This window comes from Sorangium sp. KYC3313 (assembly GCF_052075895.1).
GTDB lineage: Bacteria > Myxococcota_A > Polyangia > Polyangiales > Polyangiaceae > Sorangium > Sorangium cellulosum_B.
Genome location: NZ_CP197255.1, coordinates 11986890 through 12009723 on the forward strand (window position 1 = coordinate 11986890; position 22834 = coordinate 12009723).

Consider the following 22834-nt stretch of genomic DNA (forward strand, 5'->3'; position numbering starts at 1 on the left):
GTACCGTGCCGGCGCTTAGCAATAAGCGAGCCCGCGAGCGACCGAGCACGATCGTTCGAGGTGCGCCCGCGCATCGTCCTCCCGGGCCGCAGCGACCGCCTCCTGGAGGGGAAGCGCGACCGCATCGGGGAGGCGCTGTTGCTTCGGATCGAGCGCCGCGCGTGCGTAGGCCACCGCATCGTCGATCCTGCCGTCGGCGGTCGCGATCGCGATGAGGGGCAGGAGCGCCATCCACTGGAACGGGTAATCGTAGGCGAGGGATCGCCACGTCTCGAGCGCCGTCTGCAGGCGCGACTCTGCGCTCGCCCGATCGCCCTCGCAGAACACCACCCAGCCGAAGTTCGCGCGCGCCGCGCCGACATAATCGATCATCTTGCCCTCGGTCGCGACCGACAGGGTCTGCGCGGCCAGCGCGCGGGTCCGGGCGATCGCGCGGCGCCTTCGGTGCGTCATCATCAGGTAGGCGAGGCATCGCGATTGCAGGGTCACGTCGCCCAACCGCTCGGCGTCGCGCAGCGCCGCGTCGAGCTCCGCCTCCGCCTCCGAGAGATCGCCGTGGAAGAGCAGCGTGAAGCCGAGCGCGAAGCGCGCCCCGGCGATCTCGTTCGGATCGCCCGTCTCCTCGCTGGCCGCCATGGACGCTCGCGCGTAGCGCGCGGTCTCGTCTGAGGCGACGTAGCGATCGCGCCGCAGATCCATGTGCATGACCGCCTGGAAGAACTGCATGCGCTGCCGCGGCGTGCCGCGCCGCTCCACGTGCGGGCGCACCTGCTCGACCAGCGCGGCGAGCGCGTCGACCTGCGCCAGCCAGTAGTGGACCCACGTCCGATCCATCTGCACGTGCACCCACGCGTGCCACCACGCGTCCGCGGCCTCGCCGCCGCCCTCCGGCGGCGCCGCCCCGAGCGCCGCCTCGGCGAGCGCGTAGCACCGCAGCGCCTCCTCGTGGCGGTGGTGCGTCTCCCAGGTCTTGCCGATCTTGCGGTGCAGCCGCGCGCGCGCGAGGCCGTCTCCCTCTGGCATCCGCGCGAGCGCCTGGGTGTACCCCGCCCGCGCCTCCTCCTGGCGGCCCGTGATCGCGAGCACGTCGCCGAGGCCCTCATGCACGCGCTCTTCGGGATGGAGCGGCACCCCCGCGCCTGCGGCCCCCGAGGCGCGCGCCGCCTGCGCCTCCGTGAGGGCGCTCCGGTAGGACGCGATCGCCTCGCCGTTCGCATGCACCTCGCGGGCCCGATCGCCGGCGCACGCGAAGTGGACGCTCGCCCTGTCGTGCACCTCGGCCCTCGCGAAGTGGTGCGCGAGCTGCGCGTGGAGCTCCGGCGCGCCGGGCGACCGCGCCTCGATCGCGGCCGCGGCTCGGCCGTGCAGCGCGCGGCGCTGCTCCTCCAGGATGCGCTCGTACCCGATCTCCCGGATCTTGTCGTGCACGAAGCGCAGCCGCCCGGGCGAGAGCTCCTCGATCACCTGCCGCACCCGCAGCGTCTCCAGCGCATCGAGCAGCGCCGTGTCCTCCAGCCCCGACGCCGCCGCGAGCAGCTCGCCGTCGAACTCCCGCCCCAGCACCGACGCCCACTCCGCCAGCCTCCGCGCCGGCCCCCCGAGCGCCGACAGCCTGCGATCGATGAGGTCCGCCAGCACCGTGGGCAGCGGCAACGACGCGGGCGGCCCGTGATCCCCCTCGGCACGCTCGTGCACCCGCCACCGCCCTGTCCGATCGCGCGTCACCAGCCGCTCGCCGATCGCCGCCCGCAGGTACTCGGCCACGAAGAACGGGTTCCCTTCGGCGCTGCCGGCGACGAGCTCCACCAGATCGCGCGGCGGATCGGCCAGCGCGAGCATGCCCGAGACCATCTCTCCTACGCTCGCGTCGCTCAAGCGGCCGAGCTCGAGGTGCTGCGCCCAGGGCGCGCGCACGATCGGCGCCAGGTCGGCTGAGATCTCCTCCAGCCGGTAAGTCCCCAGGATCAGCAGCTTTCGATCGGCCAAACCCTTGCTGGCGAGGTGCTCCAGAAACGCGAGCGACAGCTCGTCGGCCCATTGGAGGTCGTCGATGACGATGAGCAGGCACCGGCGCTCGGCGAGCGCATAGATCGCGCGCGCCAGCGTGTCGAACACGCGCTGGCGCGCCTGCTCCGGCGGGAGCGGCGGCGGGTCCGGTAGCCGCGCCACCCAGGGGATGTCCAGGATCGAAGGCTCGTAGAGCGCGAGCACCTTCGCGCCGTCCCCGAGCAACGACGCGCACTCCACGTCGCCGTGCTCGCGGCAGCGGTCCGCGACGGCGAGCATCGAAGGGCGGAAGGGGTGCAGCGGCGCGCCGCCGAGCGCGCCATCGCCACCGGACTCAGCGACGCACTCGCTCATGATCACCCCAAACCCCCGCTTGCTCGCGAGCGCGGCGGCCTCCATGGCGAGGCGGGTCTTGCCGATTCCGCTCTCGCCGCCAAGGAACAGGCAGGATCCGTCGCCCTTGAAGGCGCTCGCGAGCACCCCCTCGATGCGCCGCAGGGCCTCGTTGCGCCCGGAAAACGTGGGCCGATAGATGTAGAGCTCGGCCTTGGGCAGGTCCGGTGCGGTCCAGTCCTCGGCCCCGAGCTCACCGAGCATCGCGGCGAGGTCGTCGGCGTGCCCCAACCGATCCTGCGGCTTCTTCTCGAGGAGCCGCAGCAAGAGCTCCTCGAGCTGCGCGGGGATGCCGTCGACGAGGAGCGAGGGCGGCCGGGGCGGTTGATAGAGGTGCTGCTGGAACAAGAGGACCGGCTGAGCGCCCTGGAAGGGCGGGCCGCCGGTGATGCATTGGTAGAGAATGCACCCGAGCGCATAGAGATCTGCCCGCGCGTCTACGGGCTCGCCGAGGATCTGCTCGGGCGCCATGTACCGGGGGGTGCCGGCGAACTCGGCCTGCTCCAGCGTCTCGCGCCCGCGCGCGCCGCCGAAGTGCGTGGAGATGCCGAAGTCCACCAGCACCGGCGTGCTGTCCGCGCGGACGAACACGTTCGCGGGCTTCAGATCGCGGTGCACGAGCCCGCTGCCGTGAAGGAACGACAGCGGCCGGCAGAGCTTCCGCATCAAGGAGAGCATCGTCAGCAGCGGCGGCGTCCCCCTTCGCTTCCACGTCACCGTCCCTCCGTCCGAGAGCGTCCCCGCGCTTCGCGGAATGGTCCGCTCCGAATCCACCGTCGGCGCGCGCTGGCTCTCCACCCCCTCCCAGAGCTCGACGATGTGGTCCTGGAGCGTTCGACCTTGGAGCAGCTCCATCGCGTACCACGGCAGCCCGCCCGCGACGCCCTGGCCCAGGATCCTCACGATGCCCGGGTGCCGGACGCGCGTCAGCGCGTGGATCTCCCGCCGGATGCTGCCCAGCGACGTCTCGGCGGGCACGAAGACCGTCTTGACCGCGGCTGCCGCGCCCGTCTGCTCGTGCTCGCCGTGGTAGACCACCCCCATCCCACCGCGCCCCAGGATCCCGCGGATCCGATACGGTCCAATGGCGGTGGGGAGGGGGGCGTCTCCTAATTCAGCCGTTGCCACGGGGCGCCATGCTACCGCGTCCCACCAACGTGTGTCATGTTCAAAACAAATTCACCCAACTGAAATCCAGGCGTACCATTCTTCTCTCGCGCGCGAGGGTTGTGACGAAACCGTCGCACCTTCCCCGCGTCCAATGCACCCAGGGCGCCGCCGTTCGCCGCGACCCACGCGCCCGTCGGCCCCGTCGGAGCGCGCGCGAGCGAGAACATTCCGGCCATCAAGGCTTCACAAACAGCGAAAACGCCGGTGTCGCGCCGGCAGTTCGGCGCTTCTTCTCTACCCGCGGGTGCCGATCTGTCGGCCGGCATGCCGGGCGATCTGTCGGCCGGCAGATCGCCCGATCTGCCGGCGGCATGCCGGGCGATCTGTCGGCCGACAGATCCGCGGCGACCGCCGCTCTGGCGTCGGCCGACCTATCGACATGGCTCGGCGTGTCGCCCGACGAATCGAATTTGCGCCCATCGATGATGTCTTCACGGCGCGCGAGCTCGGTTGGAGCGCAGTCCCACGAGCGTGGTTGCTTGATCGGCTCCGCTCGCGTTGGCACACGGGTTGCCATGGCGATAAGGCGCCTGCCACGACGACGGAAGTGCGGCAGGACGAGACGAAATGCCCTCGACCGTGAGGCTTGCCATGCCCGGACCCAACGATGTCCGCGATTGTCTCCGCAACGCCGCCAATTCGTTCTTTTACCAGTCCGCGGACGAGCTGCCGACGTCCGGTCCTGCCACGATGCTCACGTCGGAGCCGCACTCGTTCTCGCGCGTCTTTACGGCCGCGTTCCTCGACGCGCTCGCGGGGATGTTCGCCAGCCGGCCGGGACAGAAGGAAGAGGACCTCCTGGAGGTGAGCCGGGACATGGCGTCCCTGCTCGTCGAAGCCGTCCGGAGCTCGCCGATCGTTCCCAGCTACATGAGCCAGGTGGGCGCACACCTGCTCCGCGCGGCGATGAAGAAGGACCAAGGGTATGCCGAAGCGATCAAGGTCGGGCTCGTCCGCCACGGCCTGCTCTCCATCCCGGGCGCCGTGACCGTCGCGACGGCTCACGCGCCGGTCGGCGTGGCCGCTGGGCTGGGCGGGCAGCCTGTGCCCCACGATCTCGACGTGTCGGGTTACGGCCTCAAGGTGTCCACGATCCGCGTGCAGGCGCCGTCCGCGCAGCGGCGCTTCAGCGTCGCTGGGGCTTCGAAGTCGGTCGACGACGTCGCGGTCGCCTCGCCCGAGGACGCGGCGCGGGCGTTCTTCGAGGACCTCCTGCGGCGCGGCCGTCTCGATCCAAAGGGCTTCGCAGATCCTGCCCTCACGGTCTTCGATCGTTCGTCGTTCAAGACCCACGAGCTCGTCGATGAGCAGGGCACGGTGACCTTGTATCGGCGCCGCATCGATTGCATCCCGCGCCGCCCGCAACCCGCCCAGATCTGATAACGACGCTCGCGATCTGCGGCGAGCCACCTTCTGGAGTCTAGAGCGACAAACGGGTTGAAACCCCGAGAAAAGCAGGAATTTCACAGGGAGGCGAGGAGGCGGGGAGCGAGAGACGGCGAGAAGGAGAGATTCTTTTTTTCTTCCTCCCCGCCTCCTCGCCTCCCTGTGAAATTCTCCGGGTTTCAACATGATTGGTGTTCTAGGAGCACGCGCCATGGATATCCAAACCATCCTCCCGCCAAGCGTCCTCCTGCTGGATTTGGGGGGCACCCTCGAGTACGGCGGCGTCGTGCTCCCGGACGCCGCAAGAGCGCTCGATGTGGTCTCTGGTTTTCGAACGAGCTCTGGGCAACGGCTCCCCGTGGCGCTCGTCTCCGATTTCACGATGCCAGCCTCGGGCTCCGGGCCCGTCGAGATCGAGCGACTCTTCCACGAATACGTCGACATGCTGAGCCATCTCGGGTTGGCCCCGTACTTTCAGCCTCCCGAGCAGCGGATCACGCTGTCGACGCAGGCCGGGGTGCGCAAGCCGCATCGCGCCGTCTTCGAGCTCGCCCTGGAGCGCCTCGGCGTCGCGCCTCGGCTTGACGCGTGCCTCTTCGTTACCGAGAGCGCCGAGCACGTCGGCGCGTGCCGCGCTCTCGGGATGCACGCGCTCCGACTCGGTCCTGACGGCGATTTCGACGTGTGGTCCGCAGGCCCGCTCATCCTTGCGCGCGTCCTCGGGATCCGCGACGCCGAGGCGCTGCGGCCCGCGCTCGATCTGCGGCTCGAACGCCGGTTCGGGCGGCGGCTCCTTCACGTCGAATCCATCGCGGACGCGAGCAACGGCGGCGCGCGCATCTCCGCGATGGTCGGCGACGCCCTGGATACCCCGACGCCCGTCGCCGCCGAGATCACGCTCGCCCGGTCCGGCGACATCGCAGCGCTCGCGGTCGACGGCTCCCCGGTGGATGCGCGCGCGGACGCGGAGCTGTACAGACGTGTTCTCGAGGATAATGCCATGATTGCACCGGCGGGTGCCGAGCTGCCCCAGGGCGCCACGCATACGCTGGCGCCTGGCCCCGGCGGTGACATGGCCCTGCGCCGCCGCCGGTACTCCATTCTGTGAGCACCGGCCGTCCGAGCCTGGACAAGCCACTCTACGATACGAGGGTCTTATGGGACGTGAGATTGTACGCAACGACGTTATGCGAGCTCGCTCGGCAGCCATGCGGGCGGGCGGCGAGCCTCCTCCGACGGACACCTTCACGCAGCGGCTCGTCAAGCTGATCCCGAGCGAGGTCATCGGCACGTTCCTCGTGATCGACGGCCTCCTCCAGGCCGGAGCGAATCAGGTGCCGCTCGTGCCAATTTTCTGGCTGCTCTTCTCGCTTTTCCTGGTGGGAACGCCGCTTTACCTGTGGCGGATCGAGCAGGTCAGAAGCCCATTGCAGCTCACGCTGTCCATGTTCTCGTTCGTCGTGTGGGTGTTCGCGACTGGGGGCGTGATTCGTCAGGTCGTCCCCGCGTTCACGCCCGTCATGGGGGGGCTGCTGCTCGCTGCATACACGTTCGTGGCTGCGGTCCTGCTTGGACCGAAGAAGGCATCGCCGGAGGGGGTGCCTTCGCCGGGCGGCTGAATCAGCACATCCCGGCTCGCGTCGGCTCGCGTCGGCTCGCGTCGGCTCGCGTCGGCTCGCGTCGGAGGCAAAAGCCGCGCTGTAGAATGCAATCGAGTCGTCGGACGGCGGCTGGAGCAGCGCAGGCTCGCCACCGCGCCGTTCGGACGGAACAGCCTCGTGCTCGCTTGAGAGATCGTGCTCCCCGAAGGAGGTTGCCTTGACGATGATCGCTCTACCCAGGTATCGAATCCCACTCGCGGCGTTCATTGCGCTGACCAGCGCTGGTCATCTTGCCGGTGGCGTCGCGACGGCGCAGACGGCCGACGCAAAGACCATCGAGTTCAAGAGAGACTCGACGTTGAACACCTGGACGCTGGCGCCTGCGCCCGGGTTGCCGTTGTCGCAAGCCGTCGAGCTTCAGGTCAAGGTGCCGGCCGTGTGCAAAAACGTGAAAGCAACGCTGAAGACCGCCTCGTCCGAGACGGCGGTCCAACCCGCGCACATCAGCGTCGATGCGCTCAACGGAGCGGTGGAGTTGACGCTGGCGGCAACCTGTGACGGCCAGAAGGTCGGGCCGACGGCCTACATGTTCGCGCAGCCGACGGCTCCGCCTCCCCCTCCGCCGAAGAACGAGGAGAACTGCGATCCCGACCGCGTGGGGCTGTCGGGACCGCTCCGGGTATGCCCGCAGCGCACGAAGCTGCTGGAGAGCAAGCGAAACACCGTGACGCTGCGAAGCGCCCTGCCTGGCGGCATCGACGAGCAGGCTGCGCAGATGGCCGCCGAGCTGCTGCAGATCCTGGCGGAGATCGCGGTGGATCGAGCCCGGGCGAAGGGCTTCGAGATTATCCGCAAACGCATCGACGACACGCTTTGCCACATCGACGAGCAGGGCATGCTCATCGATCCCAAGGCCCCGCGGCCCAAGAAGATCCTCTTGCGGAAGTCCTGCGCGCTGCTCGACACCGTCCGGCTCAACGATATCGCGACACAGAGCCAGGCGCTCCAGGCGGCGCTGGTCTCGGATCTGCTCACCTTTGTCGCGGAGGCGCCGTTCAAGTTCCTCATCGCCGCGGGGAACCGGTCCGACGCGCTCACGACACTGGCGGTGCTCGTCGAGATGATCACGACGTCGCTCGAGATCCACTTTCATGGCGGCCACATCCAGGCGACGCTCCCCAACCCCAAGCTGGTCATTGATCAAGCGATCGAGATGACCTGGTCGTTCGGCAAGCTGGACGAGCTCACATTCAAGATCGCGGTTCAGGCGGCGCGGCGCTGCCTGGCGCAGACCGCCGACGTCTGCGATCTGTCCGTGGATATCGAGACGCTCTTAAGCAAAGATTATAAGGAGCAGCTCGAGAGCCTCAAACCCCGCTCGAGTGAGCTCGCCCGTTTGCGCACGCGGGCCGCAGCCTTGGCCCAGATTGTCGTGGACGCGGTGAGCCCCGCGAGCGCCGGCGTCAGCCCGCGCGACCGCTGGCGCCTGACGCTGGAGGTCGTCGGCTGGCTCGCCCAAGCCGTCGTGGACAAGGAATTCCACGACAAGCCCCGCGAGCAGCACGAACGGGCGCGCGCGATCGTCGATGACGTACAGCGCCTCTTGCTCGCGATCGTGGACGAGGATCTCCCGACGGCGCTCTCGAAATGCGCGGCTCTCGTGTCGAACGTGCGCACCGAGAGCGGCGACGATGTGGACCAGTTCAAGGTGATGATCCGCGTCGTCGCGACGATCGGCGCGTTCGCCGCCACCTACAGCGGCGGCGGCGCCCCCGACAAGCAGCTGCACGACGTGCGCAAGAAGCTCATCGAGGATCTCGTCGATCAGATGACGGACAGGCGCGGGCGCGATAAGGACACCATCGTATCCGTCGGCGTCAACGCCTCTTTCCTAACGACCGGCGTCGAGGCGGTGCGCGACGCGAAGGGCCACCTCGGCGGCCCCCAATACATGACACCGCAGCTCGCGCTCCCGCTCGGCGTCGCTGTAGACGGGGGCTGGTTCGAGAGCTTCGGGTGGCACCTGATGGCCTATCCTATCGACATTGGCCAGTTCGCCTCGTACTCCACGAGCGAGGGGATCAACACGCCGCGCTGGGACACCATGCTGGTCGCCGGGTTCCAAGCTGGGCTGACGCTCGGTCATCAAACGCCGGCGGTCTTCGCGCTCGACGTCCGCTATGCGCCGACGCTCTTCGCTCAGACCTCGAAGACGCTCCTCGGGGACAGGCCAGGCGGCGCGCTCCGCGTCGGCCTCAGCATCGGTTACTATGTGCCCTTCTTCGACTTCAATTGATGGAGGATAGTGTGCACCATCGCGCGACACCATTGCTTTACGCCATCTGTCTCGTCGGTTGCGGCGCCGCGGGCGGGACGCGCGGAGCCTCGCCCGAGGCGCCCGCGCAGCTGGGCGCTCCCGCGGAGGGGCGCCTGCAGGACACCGAGAAATCGGGACGAACGCTGGCATTCCGCGCGCAGGCGCCGGAGGGCGACGACATCGACCTCGAGCGCGATCCGCTGGGCGCCGATGCGTCAGAGTTCGTCCCGCTCTCCGAGATCAAGGAAAGGCCGTTCGGCCTGATCGAGGCCAGGGCAGCGATGGTCCGGCGCTCGCAAGGCAGGCGAGGCATCGACATCAGCACGAAGATCGTCCGTGGTGAGCGGCAGTGCGAGTGGACCGCTGTCGGAGCCATCCTGCGGAATCACCAGGTGCACTGCTCCGGTACGTTGATCAGCCGGCATGCGGTGCTCACCGCCGCGCACTGTCTCGACACCGAAGACGCGAAGCAGTTCACGTTCTCGCTCGACTGCAAGATCACGAGCGACACCCGCCCAAAGCTCGTGCGCGACGTGTGGGCGAACAAGCGATTCCCGTCGGACCGGCCGCTCCGTGTGGAGGACGCCACGAACGATGTGGGCATCCTTTGCCTGTCCGAGCATCCGGGCGTGGCCCCGATGGCCATCCCAAGCAGCGTCCTCCCGGAGTCGACGTACAGGCGGAGCAGCCTGGCGTTCGTGGGTTATGGCCTGTTCGATCCGTCGGACCCCGGGTCCCACGGAGTCCGCCGCAGAGCGGATATGGAGGTCGGCGAGATCAAGGAGGCTTGGTTCTCCTACGGGGACGTGGAGCACAACACCTGCAACATCGATTCTGGCGGCCCCGCGTTCGCCGGTGCCCTGCTCGTCGGCGTCACCTCGCTCGGCGACCGGAGCTGCAGGACGACGGGCGTGGATGCCCGTGTGGACCAGAATTTCGATTTCATCGCCGACAAGGTGAGCGCGTGCGAGCGCGGGCGTTGAGCGCCGGTCTTGATGTAGACAGCTTACAAGCATTGTCGTGGCTACAAATGATGAAGCCCCCATGGTCTATTGTGCGCGTCGGCGTTCTCATGCGCTCACGCACCGAGGGGGGACCGACGCGCGGGCCGCAAGTGGCTCTTCCCCGCGGTGCGAGCCGCGAATGGCTCTTCCCCAAGGCGCGAGGGGAGCCGCACCGCGCGGATGCCGACGTGAACCCGCTCGCGGAGACACGTGAGCGTTTCGCCGTCTTATCTCTCCTCCGAGTCCCTAGCCTAGCTAGCTCGGGTTGTCGCATTCGGGTGCCATCACGCCCAACGCGTGGCGATGCCCGCCATTGTCAACATCAAGCCCCAGAGGAATTATGTCCACCCGCTACCTGATCCTCCGCGCGAACGCCAACATCGAGAAGTCGGTCGATCTTTCGAGCCCTGCCGCCTGGCATCGCAGCCGCGGCGGTGCGACGCAACTCTCTATTGCCATTGAGAGCGGACGGGAGCACGACGCCGGATCACTTCGCGCCGATCCGAAGAACGCCGCTGTGCTCGACGCCGACGCGGTGTTTTCCCTTGTCCGGCCGACGGCGCAAGCCTCCCTCCAGGCAACCGCGATCGACGGCGCGCTGAAGACGAGTGGCACGCTCAAGATGCCGCAGGGACTGATCGCCGTCGGCGCCCACGCGACGAACTTCACGGGGCAAGGCGTCCGCGTCGCGGTGCTCGACACCGGCATCGACAGGACGCACCCCGCGTTCGCGGGCAAGGACATCACCTCGCGCGACTTCACTGGCGAGGGTTCGTCCCCCGAGGACGTGTCCGATCATGACGGCCACGGCACGCACTGCGCCGGCACGATCTGCGGCGCCTCCGTGGATGGAATCCGTGTGGGCGTGGCGCCCGGCGTGACGAAGATTGCTGTCGGCAAAGTCCTCGGCACGAACGGCGGCTCGCTCGAGATGCTGCTGAAGGGCATGCTGTGGGCGGTCTTCGAACAGAAGGCCGACGTGGTCTCGATGTCGCTCGGCTACGACTTGCCAGGCAACGTCCAGCGTCTCATCGACCGGGGCATGGACGCGCGGCGCGCCAGCTATGCGGCGATGCAGCTGCAGAACGACATCATCAAGGGCGTGTCAAAGCTGCGCGGGTTCCTCGAGTCCCAGGCGAAAAATGTCGTCTTCGTGGCGGCGACCGGAAACGAGAGTGATCGCGCCGCCGGCGTCGTGCTCGGCGCCGGCCTCCCGGCATCGGAGTTGTTCGGCGTCGGCGCGGTCGGCCCGACAGACGCGACCGGAGACAAGTGGAAGATCGCCGATTTCTCGAACGGACGCGCACTCGTTGTCGCGCCCGGCGTCGACGTCGTGTCGGCAGCGGTCGACGGCGGCTGGGCGACGATGAGCGGCACGAGCATGGCAACGCCGCACGTGGCCGGCGTCGCGGCGCTGTGGGTCCATAAGCTTCGGGAGGCGGGCATGTTGAACATTCCCGGCACCGTGGAGGCGGAGCTGCGCAAGAGCACCACGAGGGCCCCGCTCGTCGACAACGACCTCGACGCGATCGGCACCGGGCTGATCCAGGCACCCGCGAACTAACCACTTGGACCGACGACCCGGAGCGGCGGACAAAAACAAAGATCCCTGAGGACCTTCAGTTTCAAACCCAAATCGACCTCGCTCTGGGCATGATGGAGCGGGCCGTACGCGATGGGATTGCCGGAGACATCCTCCTGGCCGACAGCGGCTACGGCGAATCGCATGCGTTCCGCGACGCAGTGCGCCTGCTCGGCTTCGACTATGCCGTCGGGATCCACGGGCCCACCCAGGTGTGGCTCCTGGACACGCAGGAACGCCGGCGCGGAGTCGCTATCGGTGTTCAGGAACTCGGCGTGCAACTCGGCCCGCGAGCCTTTCGACGCGTGACCTGGCGGGAGGGTACCGGCGGCAAGCTCTCCTCGCGTTTCTGCTTTCGACGCGTAAAAACAGCGCACGACGATGGGCTGACGCCTGCGGCGAAGGAACCCGTATGGCTCATGATGGAATGGCTCGACGGAGAATCGAAACCTACGAAGTTTATCCTGACGACGCTGCCGCGAAGAATGAGCAAGAAGCAAATCGTCCGCGTTGCCAAGGAGCGTTGGCGAACGGAACGTGTCTACGAAGAGCTCAAGGGGGAGCTGGGCCTCGATCACTTCGAAGGCCGCTCCTTCGTGGGTTGGCACCATCACGTCTCCGTTGTCCTCTGCTGCTACGCGTTCGTCGTCGCCGAACGTGTGCGGCACTTTCCCCCCTCGCAAGGACGGCAAGCTGCAGCGCACGAGATCGACGTCGCGGCCTGAGCGGCACTTCGTCGATTCATTCATTACGGTCCGACTCGCTATAGCGCGCATTCTCGTTCGATGGCGACCCCGCTGCCCTTGCTGTTATCGACCCCATCGAAACCGTCGTCACCGGCCGGCGTGTGGCTACCTGGACCACCAAGGCTCATGCCGGTGAGGTGCAGGACGACAAACAGCACGACCAGGACGACAACGATGGCCCCGAACGCCTTCACCCAGCGCGGCGTGGGAGGGGTAGACCCGCCGTCCAGCCTCAGGCCGGCGTCGGGATAACGGGGCGGGTCAGCCATGTGCATCTCCTCGGTTGAGCGTGGATGTCAGGGTCGACCTCAATTTTATCAATACACTTTGTACACGCCAATTCACTTTGTCTATGGTACTGTCGGCTCGAGGCCTTCGCGCTCATCGCCCACGAGCACCCCACCACCGAGCTCTCGGCGCTCTTGCATCGCGGTGAACACGTCGCCCGCGCGCAGCAGCACCTCCGCGACTTCATCCGCGACCTGGTCGCGGAGGGCGCGAAGGCCGGTGCCTCCCGGGATGATGTCGCGCCGGACGAGCTCGCGCAGTACTGCCTCCACGCCCTGACCGCAGCCGGCAGCCTGCCGTCCAAGGCTGCCGTCCGCCGGCTTGTCGCGGTCACGCTGGCGGGGTTGCGCCCCACGCGCTGAGTCGTCCCGAGGCGGACGGCGATCCGCGATCCGCAAGGCTCTGCCCCGCGCACGAGGCGCCCGAGCGGCCAGGGCGCCGCCTCGAGGAGCGTCACCGCGTGGCCGAGCCTCCGGAGGGATGCAGCGAGCTCGAGGCCAGCAGCCCTCCACCGACGATGGCGGCGCGGGGACCTTCAACCAGTCGCGCCCGCCGGAGCTCGTGACCTGACCTTCATCAGGCCACGAGCCCCGGGCACTGCAGGCGTTCAGGCGGCGCGGGGGCGCACGTCGTACCCGGCCCCGCGCACGGCCTCGACGAGGGCGTCCACGGGCGCGCTCGTCGGATCGTGCTGCACCACGACGGTGCCCTCGCGCAGGCGCACGTCGACCTTGGCCACGGCGCCGCCGAGCTCGCGAAGCGCGCTGTCGATGTGGCGGATGCAGGACGGGCAGCTCATCCCGTCCACCTGAAGCATGGTCTCTTTCATGACGTCTTCCTTTCGGCGACCCACAGGCCGCTCACCCCCGAAGACGCAGCCATCGGGATTCATTACACGGCGCAGGAGCCGTCGCGTTTGTCGGGGGAGCTGGGCGAAGCCCCCCCAGTGCCCCGGACATGCCGGCCGTGCAGCCGCTTGCGCGGTGAGCTCCAGCGCTCTTGCCGTAATCCGCGGAGTGACCCTGCGTCTGCGCTGGTCGACAAAGAGGTGATCATGTCGACCGCATCCGTCTCCATTCCCGCCCCGCAGGACACCGACGAGGGCGCCATCTGCCGCATCGATCTGCCTGTGGAGGGCATGACCTGCGCCGCTTGCGTCCGGCGCATCGAGCGGGCCTTGCTCGCGATCGCCGGCGTCAGCGACGCGAAGGTCAACCTTGTGACCCGCACGGCCATCGTCACGTTCGACCCGTCCGCCGCGTCCACCAAGACCCTCGTCGCCGCCATCGAGAGCGCGGGCTACAGCGTCCCGGAGAGCAGCGCCGCGCCGGGCAGCCCCACCGTTGCTCCTGCCGATCGAGCAGCCGCCGCCGAGGAGAGCCTCGACGGCGAGCGGCGCGTCCTCTGGCGGGACTTCGTGATCTCGCTTGTCCTGTCCGTCCCGCTGCTCGTCCTCGGGATGTCGCACGGCCGCATCCCGGGAGCCGACGGCACGCTCGGCCGGTTCGTCCAGCTCGCCCTCGCGACCGCGGTGGTCGTCGGCCCCGGCCGCAGGTTCTTCCGGCTCGCCTGGGCCGCGCTCCGGCACCGGGCGGCCGACATGAACACGCTCGTGGCCCTCGGCACCGGCGCCGCGTGGGTCTACTCCGCGATCGCCGTCGTCGCCCCGCAGCTCTTTCCCCACGCCGAGCACGGCATGCGGCCGCATGTCTACTTCGAGGCCGTCGGGGCCATCATCAGCTTTGTCCTGCTCGGCAAGCTCCTCGAGACACGCGCCCGCAAGCGCCTCACCGACGCGGTGCGTGGGCTCGTCGCGCTCCAGCCCAGGACGGCGCGGCGCCTGCGCGGCGATGTGGAGGAGGAGATCCCGGCCGCGGATCTCTCGCCCGGCGACATCGTCCGCGTTCGGCCGGGAGAGCGGATGCCGAGCGACGGCGAGGTCGTGTCCGGCACCTCAGCCATCGATGAGTCGATGCTCACGGGCGAGAGCCTCCCCATCGACAAGAGCACCGGAGCGTCTGTGTTCGGCGGCACGCTGAACCAGAGCGGGCAGCTCACGGTGCGGATCACGAAGACCGGCGCCGACACCGCGCTCGCCCACATCGTCGAGGCGGTCGAGCAGGCGCAGGGCTCGAAGGCGCCGATCGCGCGCCTCGCCGATACGGTGAGCGCCATCTTCGTCCCGGTGGTCCTCGGTATCGCCACGCTCGCGTTCGTCGTCTGGGTCGCGATGGATCCGAGCGCGGCGGGGTTCGCTGCCGCGCTCGAGCGGTTCGTCGCCGTCCTCGTGATCGCCTGCCCTTGCGCTCTGGGCCTCGCGACACCTGCCGCCGTGGCCGTGGGCACCGGACGCGGCGCCGAGCTCGGCGTGCTCGTGAAGGGCGGTACGGCGCTCGAGGCCGCCAGCCGCGTCGATACCGTCCTCGTCGACAAGACGGGCACGCTCACGGCGGGACGCCCGCAGCTCGCGGCCGTGAAGGCGCTGGCCGAGGTCTCCGAGGACGAGCTCCTGCGCCTCGTCGGATCAGCGGAGCTCGGCAGCGAGCACCCGGTCGCGAAGGCGCTGGTCGAGGGCGCGCGCGCCCGCAACCTCCCGCTCTCCGCGCCCGAGGACTTCCGCGCCGACGCCGGACGCGGCGTGGTCGCCCGCATCGACGGCCGGGAAGTGCGCATCGGCACGGCCCGGTACCTCGCCGAGCTCGGGATCGACGCCACGCCGCTCGAGGAGCTCGCCCAGGGCCTCGCCCGGCACGGAAACACCCCGTCGTTCGTCGCCGTCGACGGCCGCCTCGCCGGTCTGGTCGCCGTCGCCGACCTGCTGACCCCCGAAGCCAAGGAGGCCGTCGCCGCGCTGCACCAGCTCGGTGTGCGCGTCGCCATGGTGACAGGGGACCGCGAGGCGACGGCGCGCGCCGTGGCGCAGCAGCTCGGGATCGACGAGGTCTTCGCCGAGGTCCGCCCCGAGGACAAGGCGCGCATCGTGCGCGAGGAGCGGGAGCGCGGGCGCATCGTCGCCATGGTCGGCGACGGCATCAACGACGCGCCAGCCCTCGCCGGCGCCCACGTGGGGATCGCGGTCGCGAGCGGCACGGACATCGCGGTCGCTGCGGCCGACGTGGCGCTGCTCCGTGGCGGCATCGCCGCCCTGCCCACGGCGCTCGGGCTCTCGCGCGCGACGCTGCGGACCATCCGCCAGAACCTCTTCTGGGCGTTCATCTACAACGTGGTCGGCATCCCGATCGCCGCCGGCGCGCTCTACCCGCTGACCGGCTGGCTCCTGTCGCCGGTCCTGGCGAGCGCGGCCATGAGCCTGTCGAGCGTCTCGGTGCTCCTCAGCTCCCTCCGGCTCCGCCGGTTCCGGCACGCGAGCTGAGATCCGCGCTCGACCGTAATGCGGCGGAGGCCCGCGCCGGCGCACCGGCCGCGGATGGCGACAGCCTGGTCGTTCGGATCAATGAAAGTGACCGTGCAGGTCACATCGATCCCATCACCCCTCTCGAATCCCATCCGCCCAGATCTGTTCCAAGCATCGCCCTGTGAGCAGCCCAGACGCATGGGCCAGCAGAATGGCACGACGCATGCGCGGCGTCGGCGCTGGTTCAGCCTCCATCCGAGCCGCGAATGCGGAGCTCTCTGACATGACGAACCTGGTGAATTCGACAAGTCTCTCGCCCTGCCAGTCGGGCTCATCCTGTGCGCGCGCGAGATGAGCTCACGAAGCATCGAGAAGCATCATTGAATAAGGGGGGGACACATGGCTCACAAGGCATTTACTCTGAGCACGGCTTTCGTGAACACGGCCAGCCACGCCCAGAGCTGCGAGTCGATCTGCGTCCAGACGATCCAGTACTGCCTTTATATGGGAGGCTCGCACGCGGAGCCATCCCACATGCAGCTCATGCAGGACTGCGCCAGGATCTGCGAGACGACCGCGACGTTCCTGATGCGCGGCTCGCCGCAACACAACCAGGTCACGGCCGCGTGCGCGAGCATCTGCGAGCTCTGCGCCCAGAGCTGTGACAAGTTCACGGGTGACGCGCAGATGAGGGCCTGCGCCGACGAATGCCGCCGCTGCGCCGCCGCATGTCAGCAGGTCGCGCAGATGCGGCCGGGCGGGGCAGCCGGCGCGGGGCACCAGAGCGTGCCCTGAGACCGGCCAGGGCGCCGCGCGGGGCGGCGCGGAACGGAACGGAACGACCTTACGCAGCGCGGTCAGCCCTGCGCGGCTTCCTCCGCCGCGGCCAGCGCTGGAGCCGCAGCAGGCGGCGCCGCGGGCGTGGCCCGGCGGAGCGCGAAGCTCCTCCACACCACGTACATCGCGGGGATCACCAGGAGCGTCAGCAGCGTGAGCGACACCAGCCCTCCCCACATGGGCGCGGCGATGCGCTTGGCCACGTCGGCCCCGACGCCATCGTCGAGCAGCACGGGGAGGAGGCCGAACACGTTGGTGAGCACCGTCATCAGGAGCGGGCGGACGCGCTTCGCGCCCGCCTCCAGCGAGGCCTGGATGAGGTCGTCGACGCTCGCCAGCGTGCCGGCTGCACGCCCGCTGGTCCAGGCCTCGTCGAGGTAGACGATCATGACGCTCGCTGTCTCGGCGGCGACGCCGAGGAGCGCGATCATCCCGACCCACACGGCGATCGAGGTGTTGAAGCCGGCAACGTAGAGCGTCCAGATCGCGCCCACCGCGGCGAACGGCACCCCGGTCATCACGAGGAGCGTCTGCGCTGCGCCGCTGAAGTTCAGATACAGGATCACGAAGACGATGCCGATCGTGAGCGGCAGGATGTACGCGAGGCGCTCTCGCACGCGCTCGAGCAGCTCGTACTGGCCGGTCCACTTGAGATAGTAGCCCGCGGGGAGCTCGACCTCTCGCGCGACGGCCACCTTCGCCGACTCCACGTAACCGCCGACGTCGCTCGTGGAGGTGTCGATGTAGATCCAGCCCGTGAGCGAGCCCATCTCGCTCTTGATCATCGGCGGCCCCATGACCGTATCGATCCTGGCGAGCTGCCCGAGCGGGACGAACGCCGCGCGCGCCGGCCCCTCGGCCTGACCCCTCGCCACGGCGGCGCTCCCGCCCATCGCGCCCCCGCCCATCGCGCCGCCCCCGCCGGCGGCGAGGCCCGCGATCTCGGCCGGCGAGGGCGCACCTCCCATCGGGTCTCCGCCCATGGATCTCGCCGCCATCCCTCCTGCTGGGCTCATGGCCGTCGCGCCCCCCATCGGCGCCGGGGCGCTCCCGATCGGCAGCGGGCGCGGCGACAGCGGGGCGACCGGGACCGGCACGTCGCGCAGCGCCTCGATGTTGTCCCGGAGCTCCCGCGGATAACGCACGCTCACCCGGTAGCGCTCGCGCCCCTCGAAGGTGGTGTCGACATCCATCCCGCCTATCGCGCTCTCCACCACGTCGAGCACGTCGCGCACGCTGAGGCCGTACCGGGCGATCGCTTGCCGGTCCGGCGTGATGTCGAGGAAGAAGCCGCCGAGCTCGCGCTCCGCATAGACGCTCCGCGTTCCGGGCACGTCCCTGAGCACGCGCTCGAGGTCGCCGTCGATCCTGCTGATGACCTCGAGATCCGGCCCGAAGACCTTGACCCCGATCGGCGTCCGGATCCCCGTCGCGAGCATGTCGATCCGCGCCTTGATGGGCATGGTCCACGCGCCCTGCACGCCGGGGGTCGCCGTCTTCTGCTCGAGCTCGGCCACGAGCTTCTCCTGGGTCATGCCCGGCCGCCAAGCGCTCTTGGGCTTGAGCTGGACGACGGTCTCGAACATCGAGAGCGGGGCCGGATCGAGCGCTGTCTCGGCGCGGCCCGCCTTGCCGAACACGCGCTCGACCTCGGGCACGGTCCGGATCTGCGCGTCCTGCCAGGCCAGGAGGCGCCGGGCCTCGGCGATGGGGATGCCCGGCACCGTGACCGGCATGAAGAGCAGGTCGCCCTCCTCGAGCGGCGGCATGAACTCCGATCCCAGGCGCGACATCGGGTAGACCGTGGCGCCCATGAGCCCGAGCGCGGCCGCGATGACGAGCCCGCGGCGGCGAAGGCACGCCCGCAGCACGGGCCGATACGCCGCGATGCAGAGGCGGTTGATCGGGTTCCGCCCCTCCGGCGTGATCCGGCCCCGGAGGAACGTCACCATCAGCGCGGGCACCAGCGTGACCGCGAACAGCGACGCGAACGCCATCGAGAAGGTCTTGGCCAGGGCGAGCGGCCGGAAGAGCCGGCCCTCCTCGCCTTCGAGCGTGAAGACGGGCAAGAACGCGACGGTGAGCACGAGCAGCGCCCCGAACATCGAGGGCCCGAGCTCGCGCGCGGCGCCGATGACGATCTCCGCGCGGGGGATCTCGCGCCCTTCCCTCTCCGCCGCCTCGATCTTCCGGTGCGCGTTCTCGACCAGCACGCAGGCGGAGTCGACCATGTCGCCCAGCGCCAGGATGATCCCGGCGAGCGACATGATGTTGATCGACAGGTCGAGCGCGTAAAAGGCGATGAACGTCGCGGCCGTCGCCACCGGGAGCGCGATGGCGGCCACCAGGGCGGAGCGCAGGTGGAAGAGGAAGACGAAGATGACCAGGATGACCACGCCCAGGATCTGGACCAGGTTGGTCGAGAGCGTCTTCACCGAGCCGGCGATGAGCTCGCTCCGGTCGTAGACCGGCACGACCTTCACGCCGGCCGGGAGCGAGCCCTTCACCTCCTCGAGCCTGCTCTTGACCCGCTCGATGACGTCGAGCGCGTTCTCCCCGTGGCGCATCACCACGATGCCGCCCACGACCTCACCGCGGCCGTCGAGCTCGGCCACGCCGCGGCGAAGGTTGCCCCCCACGGTCACGTCGGCCACGTCGCGGACGCAGATCGGCGTGCCGCGCGCGTCGGTCGCGACGACCGCTTCCTCGAGATCCTCCCTCGCGCGCACGTAGCCCCGGCCGCGCAGCACATACTCGTGCTGCGCCATCTCGATCACGCGCCCGCCGACCTCGGTGTTGGCCCCGCGCACGGCCGCGGCGACCTGCCCAACGGACACACCCCTCGCCTTCATGCGCGCCGGGTCGACCTGGATCTGGTACTCCTTCTCGAAGCCGCCCACGCTCGCGACCTCGGCGACCCCTTCCAGGCCCTGAAGCCAGTAGCGAAGGTGCCAGTCCTGGAAGGAGCGCAGCTCCTGCAGGTTGTGCGCGCCGCTCTCGTCGACGAGGGCATACTGGTAGACCCATCCCACGCTGGTCGCGTCCGGGCCGATCTGCGGCGTGACGCCCTCGGGCAGGCTGTCCTTCACCTTGGCGAGCTGCTCGACGACGCGCGATCGCGCCCAGTAGATGTCCGTCCCGTCCTTGAAGACGACGTAGACGAAGCTCATCCCGAACATCGTGAAGCCGCGGACGGTCTTCACGCTGGGCGCGCCCAGGAACGATGTGACGACGGGATAGGTGACCTGATCCTCGATGAGCGTCGGGCTGCGGCCCATCCACTCGGTCGCCACGATCACCTGGGTGTCGGAGAGATCCGGCAGGGCGTCGAGCTGGGAGCGCCGCGCGCTGAACAGCCCGAGAGCCGTGAGCGCCGCGGCGATGAGGAAGACGAAGAACCGCTTGCGGGCGGAGAAGTCTATCAGGCGCGCGATGACGCCGAGCGGCGCCGCCGGCGCGCCCTCGGGGCGCGGCGGCTCAGTGGACATGGCCGCCCTTCGGAGCGCTGGAGGCCTGGAGCCGGCTCTCGGAGTCGAGGAGGAACTGCGCCCCTGTCGCGACCTGGTCTCCCGCGGAGAGGCCGTCGTCGACCCGGTAGCGGTCGCCGATGAGCGGGCCGAGCTTCACCTCGCGCGGCTCCGCCCGGCCGCCCTGGACCACGAAGGCGATGGCGCGCGTGCCGGTCCGGATCACCGCGCTCTCAGGAACAGAGAGCCCCTCCCCGAGCGCCAGGTTCATGGTCACGGAGACGAACGCGCCTGGCCGGAGCGAACCGTCGCTGTTGTCGAGCTCGAACCGGATCTTCATCGTGCGCGTCGCCTCGTCCACCGTCGGTGGGACGAACGCGACGGGCGCGTGGAGCGCGCCTTCGCGCCCTTCCACGGTGAGGTGTGCGTGATCCCCGGCGCGAACATACGGCACGTCGCGCTCGTACACGTCGGCCAGCACCCAGACGCGGGACAGGTCCGAGAGGGTGTAGAGCTCAAGCGAGGGTTCCACGAACATGCCCTCCACGGCCTGCTTCGCCACGACCACCCCGGCGCGGGGCGCGGTGAGGGCGAAGGTGCGCTGCGGCTGCCGGGTCGCCTCGAGCCGCGCGATCTCCGCCTTCGGCACATCCCAGAGCGAGAGGCGCCGGCGCGCGGCGCCGAGGAGCTGCTCCTGCGCGCGCCGCTCCGCGGCCCCGAACTCTCCCGCAGGCATGGGACCTCCCGCGGCGCGCTCGAGCAGCGCGACGAACTCCAGCTCCGCCGCGAAGACCTCCTGGCTGTAGAGCGAACAGAGCACCTGCCCCGCCGAGACCTTGCGGCCGACGAAGTCGACGGCGACGCGCTCGATGAAGCCCCGGACCTTCGCGTGCACGTGCGCCGAGCGCGTCTCGTCCAGCGCGACGACGCCCACCGTGCGGAGGGGTCTCTTGAGCTCCCGCGCCTCGACCAGGGCCGTGCTGAGCGAGAGGCCGCCGAGGCGCGCCGGATCCAGCGAGACCGGGGCGTAGCCCGCCGGGGTCATGGGCGTGCCCGGCCCCTCCTTGGCACGGCCTTCGGCGGGCTCGGCCCCCTGCTGGGCCCCATGACCAGCGTGGGCGTCGCCTCTGGCGGGCTCGGCCCCCTGTGCCCGGTGACCAGCGTGGGGATCGTTCGGCGCCGGCGCCGGCGCGGCGGTCGAGGCCGCGTGCGCGGCGTGGCCGTCGTCGGTCGCGGGCGACTGAGCCTTGCAGCCGAGCAGCGCCACCGAGGCGGCGAGCAAGAGGGAATGAGTCCGCTTCATTGTCCATCTCCACCGAGCGGCCCGCCCACGGCCCGCTCGAGCTCTGCGAGGGCGATCTCGCGGCGCACCACGGCCTCGGCGACGGCGAGCTCCGCGCTCTGGAGGGCGCGCCGCGCATCGAGCACAGCGACGAGGTCCGCCGCCGCCGTGCCGTAGCCGGCGATCGCGGCCTCGAAGCTCTCACGCGCCTTCGGCAGCGCCACCGCGCGCAGGAGCTCCACCTGCCGGGTCGCGGCCTGCGCCCGGTGCCAGGCGCCGGCGACCTCGGACGCGATCATCGCCCGCATCTCCGCCTGATCCTCCGCGGCGCCCTCCGCGCGCGCGTCGAAGGCGCGAGCGAGGTGTCCTTGCTTCGCGGCGCCGAAGAGCGGGATCGTGCCCCCGATCATCGCGCCGAACGACGGCTCAGCGCCGATGTTCTGGTTGAGCCACACGCCCGTCATGAGGTCCGGATACGGCTCCTTGCGCGCCACCGCCGCCATCGCCTGCGCCTCGGCGCGCATCGCCGCCATCCCGTTGAGCTCGGGCCGCGCCGCGCCGGCCCGGCCAACGAGCGCCGCGAGCCCGCCCGAGGGCATCGGGGAGAGCGCGCCGGTCGGATCGGCGATCGCCGTGTCGACGGGCCGGTTCCTGAGCGCATTCAACATGGCCGCCATAGCGGCGCGCTCGCCCTCCAGGTTGACGAGCTCCACGTCGATCGCCGCGACCTCCACCTGCGCGCGTGCCACGTCGTGGTGGCCGGTCTGGCCTGCGGCGTAGCGCCCGAGCGCCGCGCCGGCGATCTGGACCGCGAGGCCGCGCCCGGCGCGGATCACCTCGCGGCGCTTCGCGTTCAGCAGCAGCATGAAATAGGCGCGCTTCGCCTCGAGACGCAGCTCCAGCCGGCGGACCGCGACCTCCGCTGCCGCGCTCTTCTCCTGCTGATCCACCGCCCGGCGCATCAGCTCGAGCTTCCCGGGCCAGGGGATCATCTGCGAGAGCTCGTACCGGATCATGGGCATCTCCTCGCCCATCGGGACGCGGTCGAGCATCACGCTGGCCGTCGGGTCCGGCCATGCGCCGGCCGCCGCGGCCTCGTCCTGGAACGCGCGCCGGCGCAGCGCGCCCGCGCGCAGCGAGGGGTTCCGGGCGAGCACCTCGGCGACGATGGCGGCGAGCCCGGCCTCCTCGGCCTGCGCGGCCTGCGGGCTGCCCAGCGACGCCAGGGCGAGCAAGGCGGCGACCAGTCGCGACTTCATGCCGGGGCCCACAGCACAGGGCGTGCCGCACCGTCGTTGCCAGTGACGTCCGCTGTCCCCGCGAAGGGGAGGCGCAGGGCCTGCGCGACGCGCGCGCGTTGCGCGCGTTGTCCGGCGGTGTCCCTCGGGCTCCGTGGGCA

At 69.7% G+C, this 22834-nt stretch carries 15 protein-coding genes and 1 pseudogene; 10 read left to right on the plus strand and 6 right to left on the minus strand.

The annotated features are described in order from the left end of the window. Positions 1-15: 15 nt before the first annotated feature. On the minus strand, positions 16-3444 hold the full coding sequence (locus ACSRUE_RS45635; protein ID WP_441289039.1) for an ATP-binding protein: 3429 nt from the start codon (positions 3442-3444) through the stop codon (positions 16-18). 717 nt (positions 3445-4161) lie between these two features. Here ACSRUE_RS45635 and ACSRUE_RS45640 point away from each other — a divergent pair. The 7 genes from ACSRUE_RS45640 to ACSRUE_RS45670 all read left to right on the plus strand — a co-directional run bounded on the left by ACSRUE_RS45640 (position 4162) and on the right by ACSRUE_RS45670 (position 12185). Beyond that, entirely contained in the window at positions 4162-4950 is a 789-nt protein-coding gene (locus ACSRUE_RS45640; RefSeq protein ID WP_441289040.1) for a hypothetical protein, read from the plus strand. A 217-nt stretch (positions 4951-5167) separates the two neighbouring features. After that, a complete protein-coding gene (locus ACSRUE_RS45645; protein ID WP_441289041.1) occupies positions 5168-6064 on the plus strand; it encodes an HAD family hydrolase in 897 nt (298 codons plus the stop codon). 79 nt (positions 6065-6143) lie between these two features. Next, entirely contained in the window at positions 6144-6575 is a 432-nt protein-coding gene (locus ACSRUE_RS45650; RefSeq protein WP_441289042.1) for a hypothetical protein, read from the plus strand. A gap of 199 nt (positions 6576-6774) precedes the next feature. Continuing rightward, positions 6775-8853, plus strand: coding sequence for a hypothetical protein (locus tag ACSRUE_RS45655; RefSeq protein WP_441289043.1), 2079 nt, complete (start codon positions 6775-6777; stop codon positions 8851-8853). Positions 8854-8864: 11 nt separating this feature from the next. After that, positions 8865-9857, plus strand: a complete 993-nt coding sequence (locus tag ACSRUE_RS45660; RefSeq protein WP_441289044.1) for a S1 family peptidase — start codon at positions 8865-8867, stop codon at positions 9855-9857. 361 nt (positions 9858-10218) lie between these two features. Continuing rightward, positions 10219-11442, plus strand: coding sequence for a S8 family peptidase (locus tag ACSRUE_RS45665; RefSeq protein ID WP_441289045.1), 1224 nt, complete (start codon positions 10219-10221; stop codon positions 11440-11442). A 41-nt stretch (positions 11443-11483) separates the two neighbouring features. Continuing rightward, positions 11484-12185, plus strand: coding sequence for an IS701 family transposase (locus ACSRUE_RS45670; protein ID WP_441293199.1), 702 nt, complete (start codon positions 11484-11486; stop codon positions 12183-12185). A 38-nt stretch (positions 12186-12223) separates the two neighbouring features. Here ACSRUE_RS45670 and ACSRUE_RS45675 read toward each other — a convergent pair whose 3' ends face one another. Beyond that, the gene (locus tag ACSRUE_RS45675; protein WP_441289046.1) at positions 12224-12475 is read right to left on the minus strand and encodes a hypothetical protein; all 252 of its coding nucleotides are present in this window, start codon (positions 12473-12475) and stop codon (positions 12224-12226) included. Between the two features lie 96 nt (positions 12476-12571). On the opposite strand from ACSRUE_RS45675, the pseudogene ACSRUE_RS45680 reads away from it, so the two are divergent. Next, positions 12572-12856, plus strand: a pseudogene (locus ACSRUE_RS45680) (TetR/AcrR family transcriptional regulator); the annotation flags it as partial. A gap of 245 nt (positions 12857-13101) precedes the next feature. On the opposite strand, the gene ACSRUE_RS45685 reads toward ACSRUE_RS45680, so the two are convergent. After that, complete coding sequence (locus ACSRUE_RS45685) at positions 13102-13323, minus strand: heavy-metal-associated domain-containing protein (RefSeq protein WP_437761759.1); 222 nt, start codon at positions 13321-13323, stop codon at positions 13102-13104. A 225-nt stretch (positions 13324-13548) separates the two neighbouring features. On the opposite strand from ACSRUE_RS45685, the gene ACSRUE_RS45690 reads away from it, so the two are divergent. Both ACSRUE_RS45690 and ACSRUE_RS45695 read left to right on the plus strand, forming a co-directional pair. Next, positions 13549-15867 (plus strand): heavy metal translocating P-type ATPase, encoded by a 2319-nt coding sequence (locus ACSRUE_RS45690; RefSeq protein ID WP_441289047.1) that lies wholly within the window; start codon positions 13549-13551, stop codon positions 15865-15867. Between the two features lie 417 nt (positions 15868-16284). Beyond that, positions 16285-16644: a four-helix bundle copper-binding protein gene (locus tag ACSRUE_RS45695; protein ID WP_441289048.1), complete on the plus strand. Its 360-nt coding sequence runs from the start codon at positions 16285-16287 to the stop codon at positions 16642-16644. A gap of 62 nt (positions 16645-16706) precedes the next feature. On the opposite strand, the gene ACSRUE_RS45700 is transcribed toward ACSRUE_RS45695, so the two are convergent. The 3 genes from ACSRUE_RS45700 to ACSRUE_RS45710 are packed head-to-tail and all read right to left on the minus strand — an operon-like array spanning position 16707 to position 22694. Then, positions 16707-20174, minus strand: coding sequence for an efflux RND transporter permease subunit (locus ACSRUE_RS45700; protein WP_441289049.1), 3468 nt, complete (start codon positions 20172-20174; stop codon positions 16707-16709). Continuing rightward, on the minus strand, positions 20164-21456 hold the full coding sequence (locus ACSRUE_RS45705; protein ID WP_441289050.1) for an efflux RND transporter periplasmic adaptor subunit: 1293 nt from the start codon (positions 21454-21456) through the stop codon (positions 20164-20166). Before ACSRUE_RS45705 ends, ACSRUE_RS45700 begins: the two co-directional genes overlap by 11 nt. Next, positions 21453-22694 carry a TolC family protein gene (locus ACSRUE_RS45710; protein WP_441289051.1) on the minus strand — a complete coding sequence of 414 codons (1242 nt, stop codon included), beginning with the start codon at positions 22692-22694 and terminating at the stop codon, positions 21453-21455. Before ACSRUE_RS45710 ends, ACSRUE_RS45705 begins: the two co-directional genes overlap by 4 nt. Positions 22695-22834 lie beyond the last annotated feature (140 nt).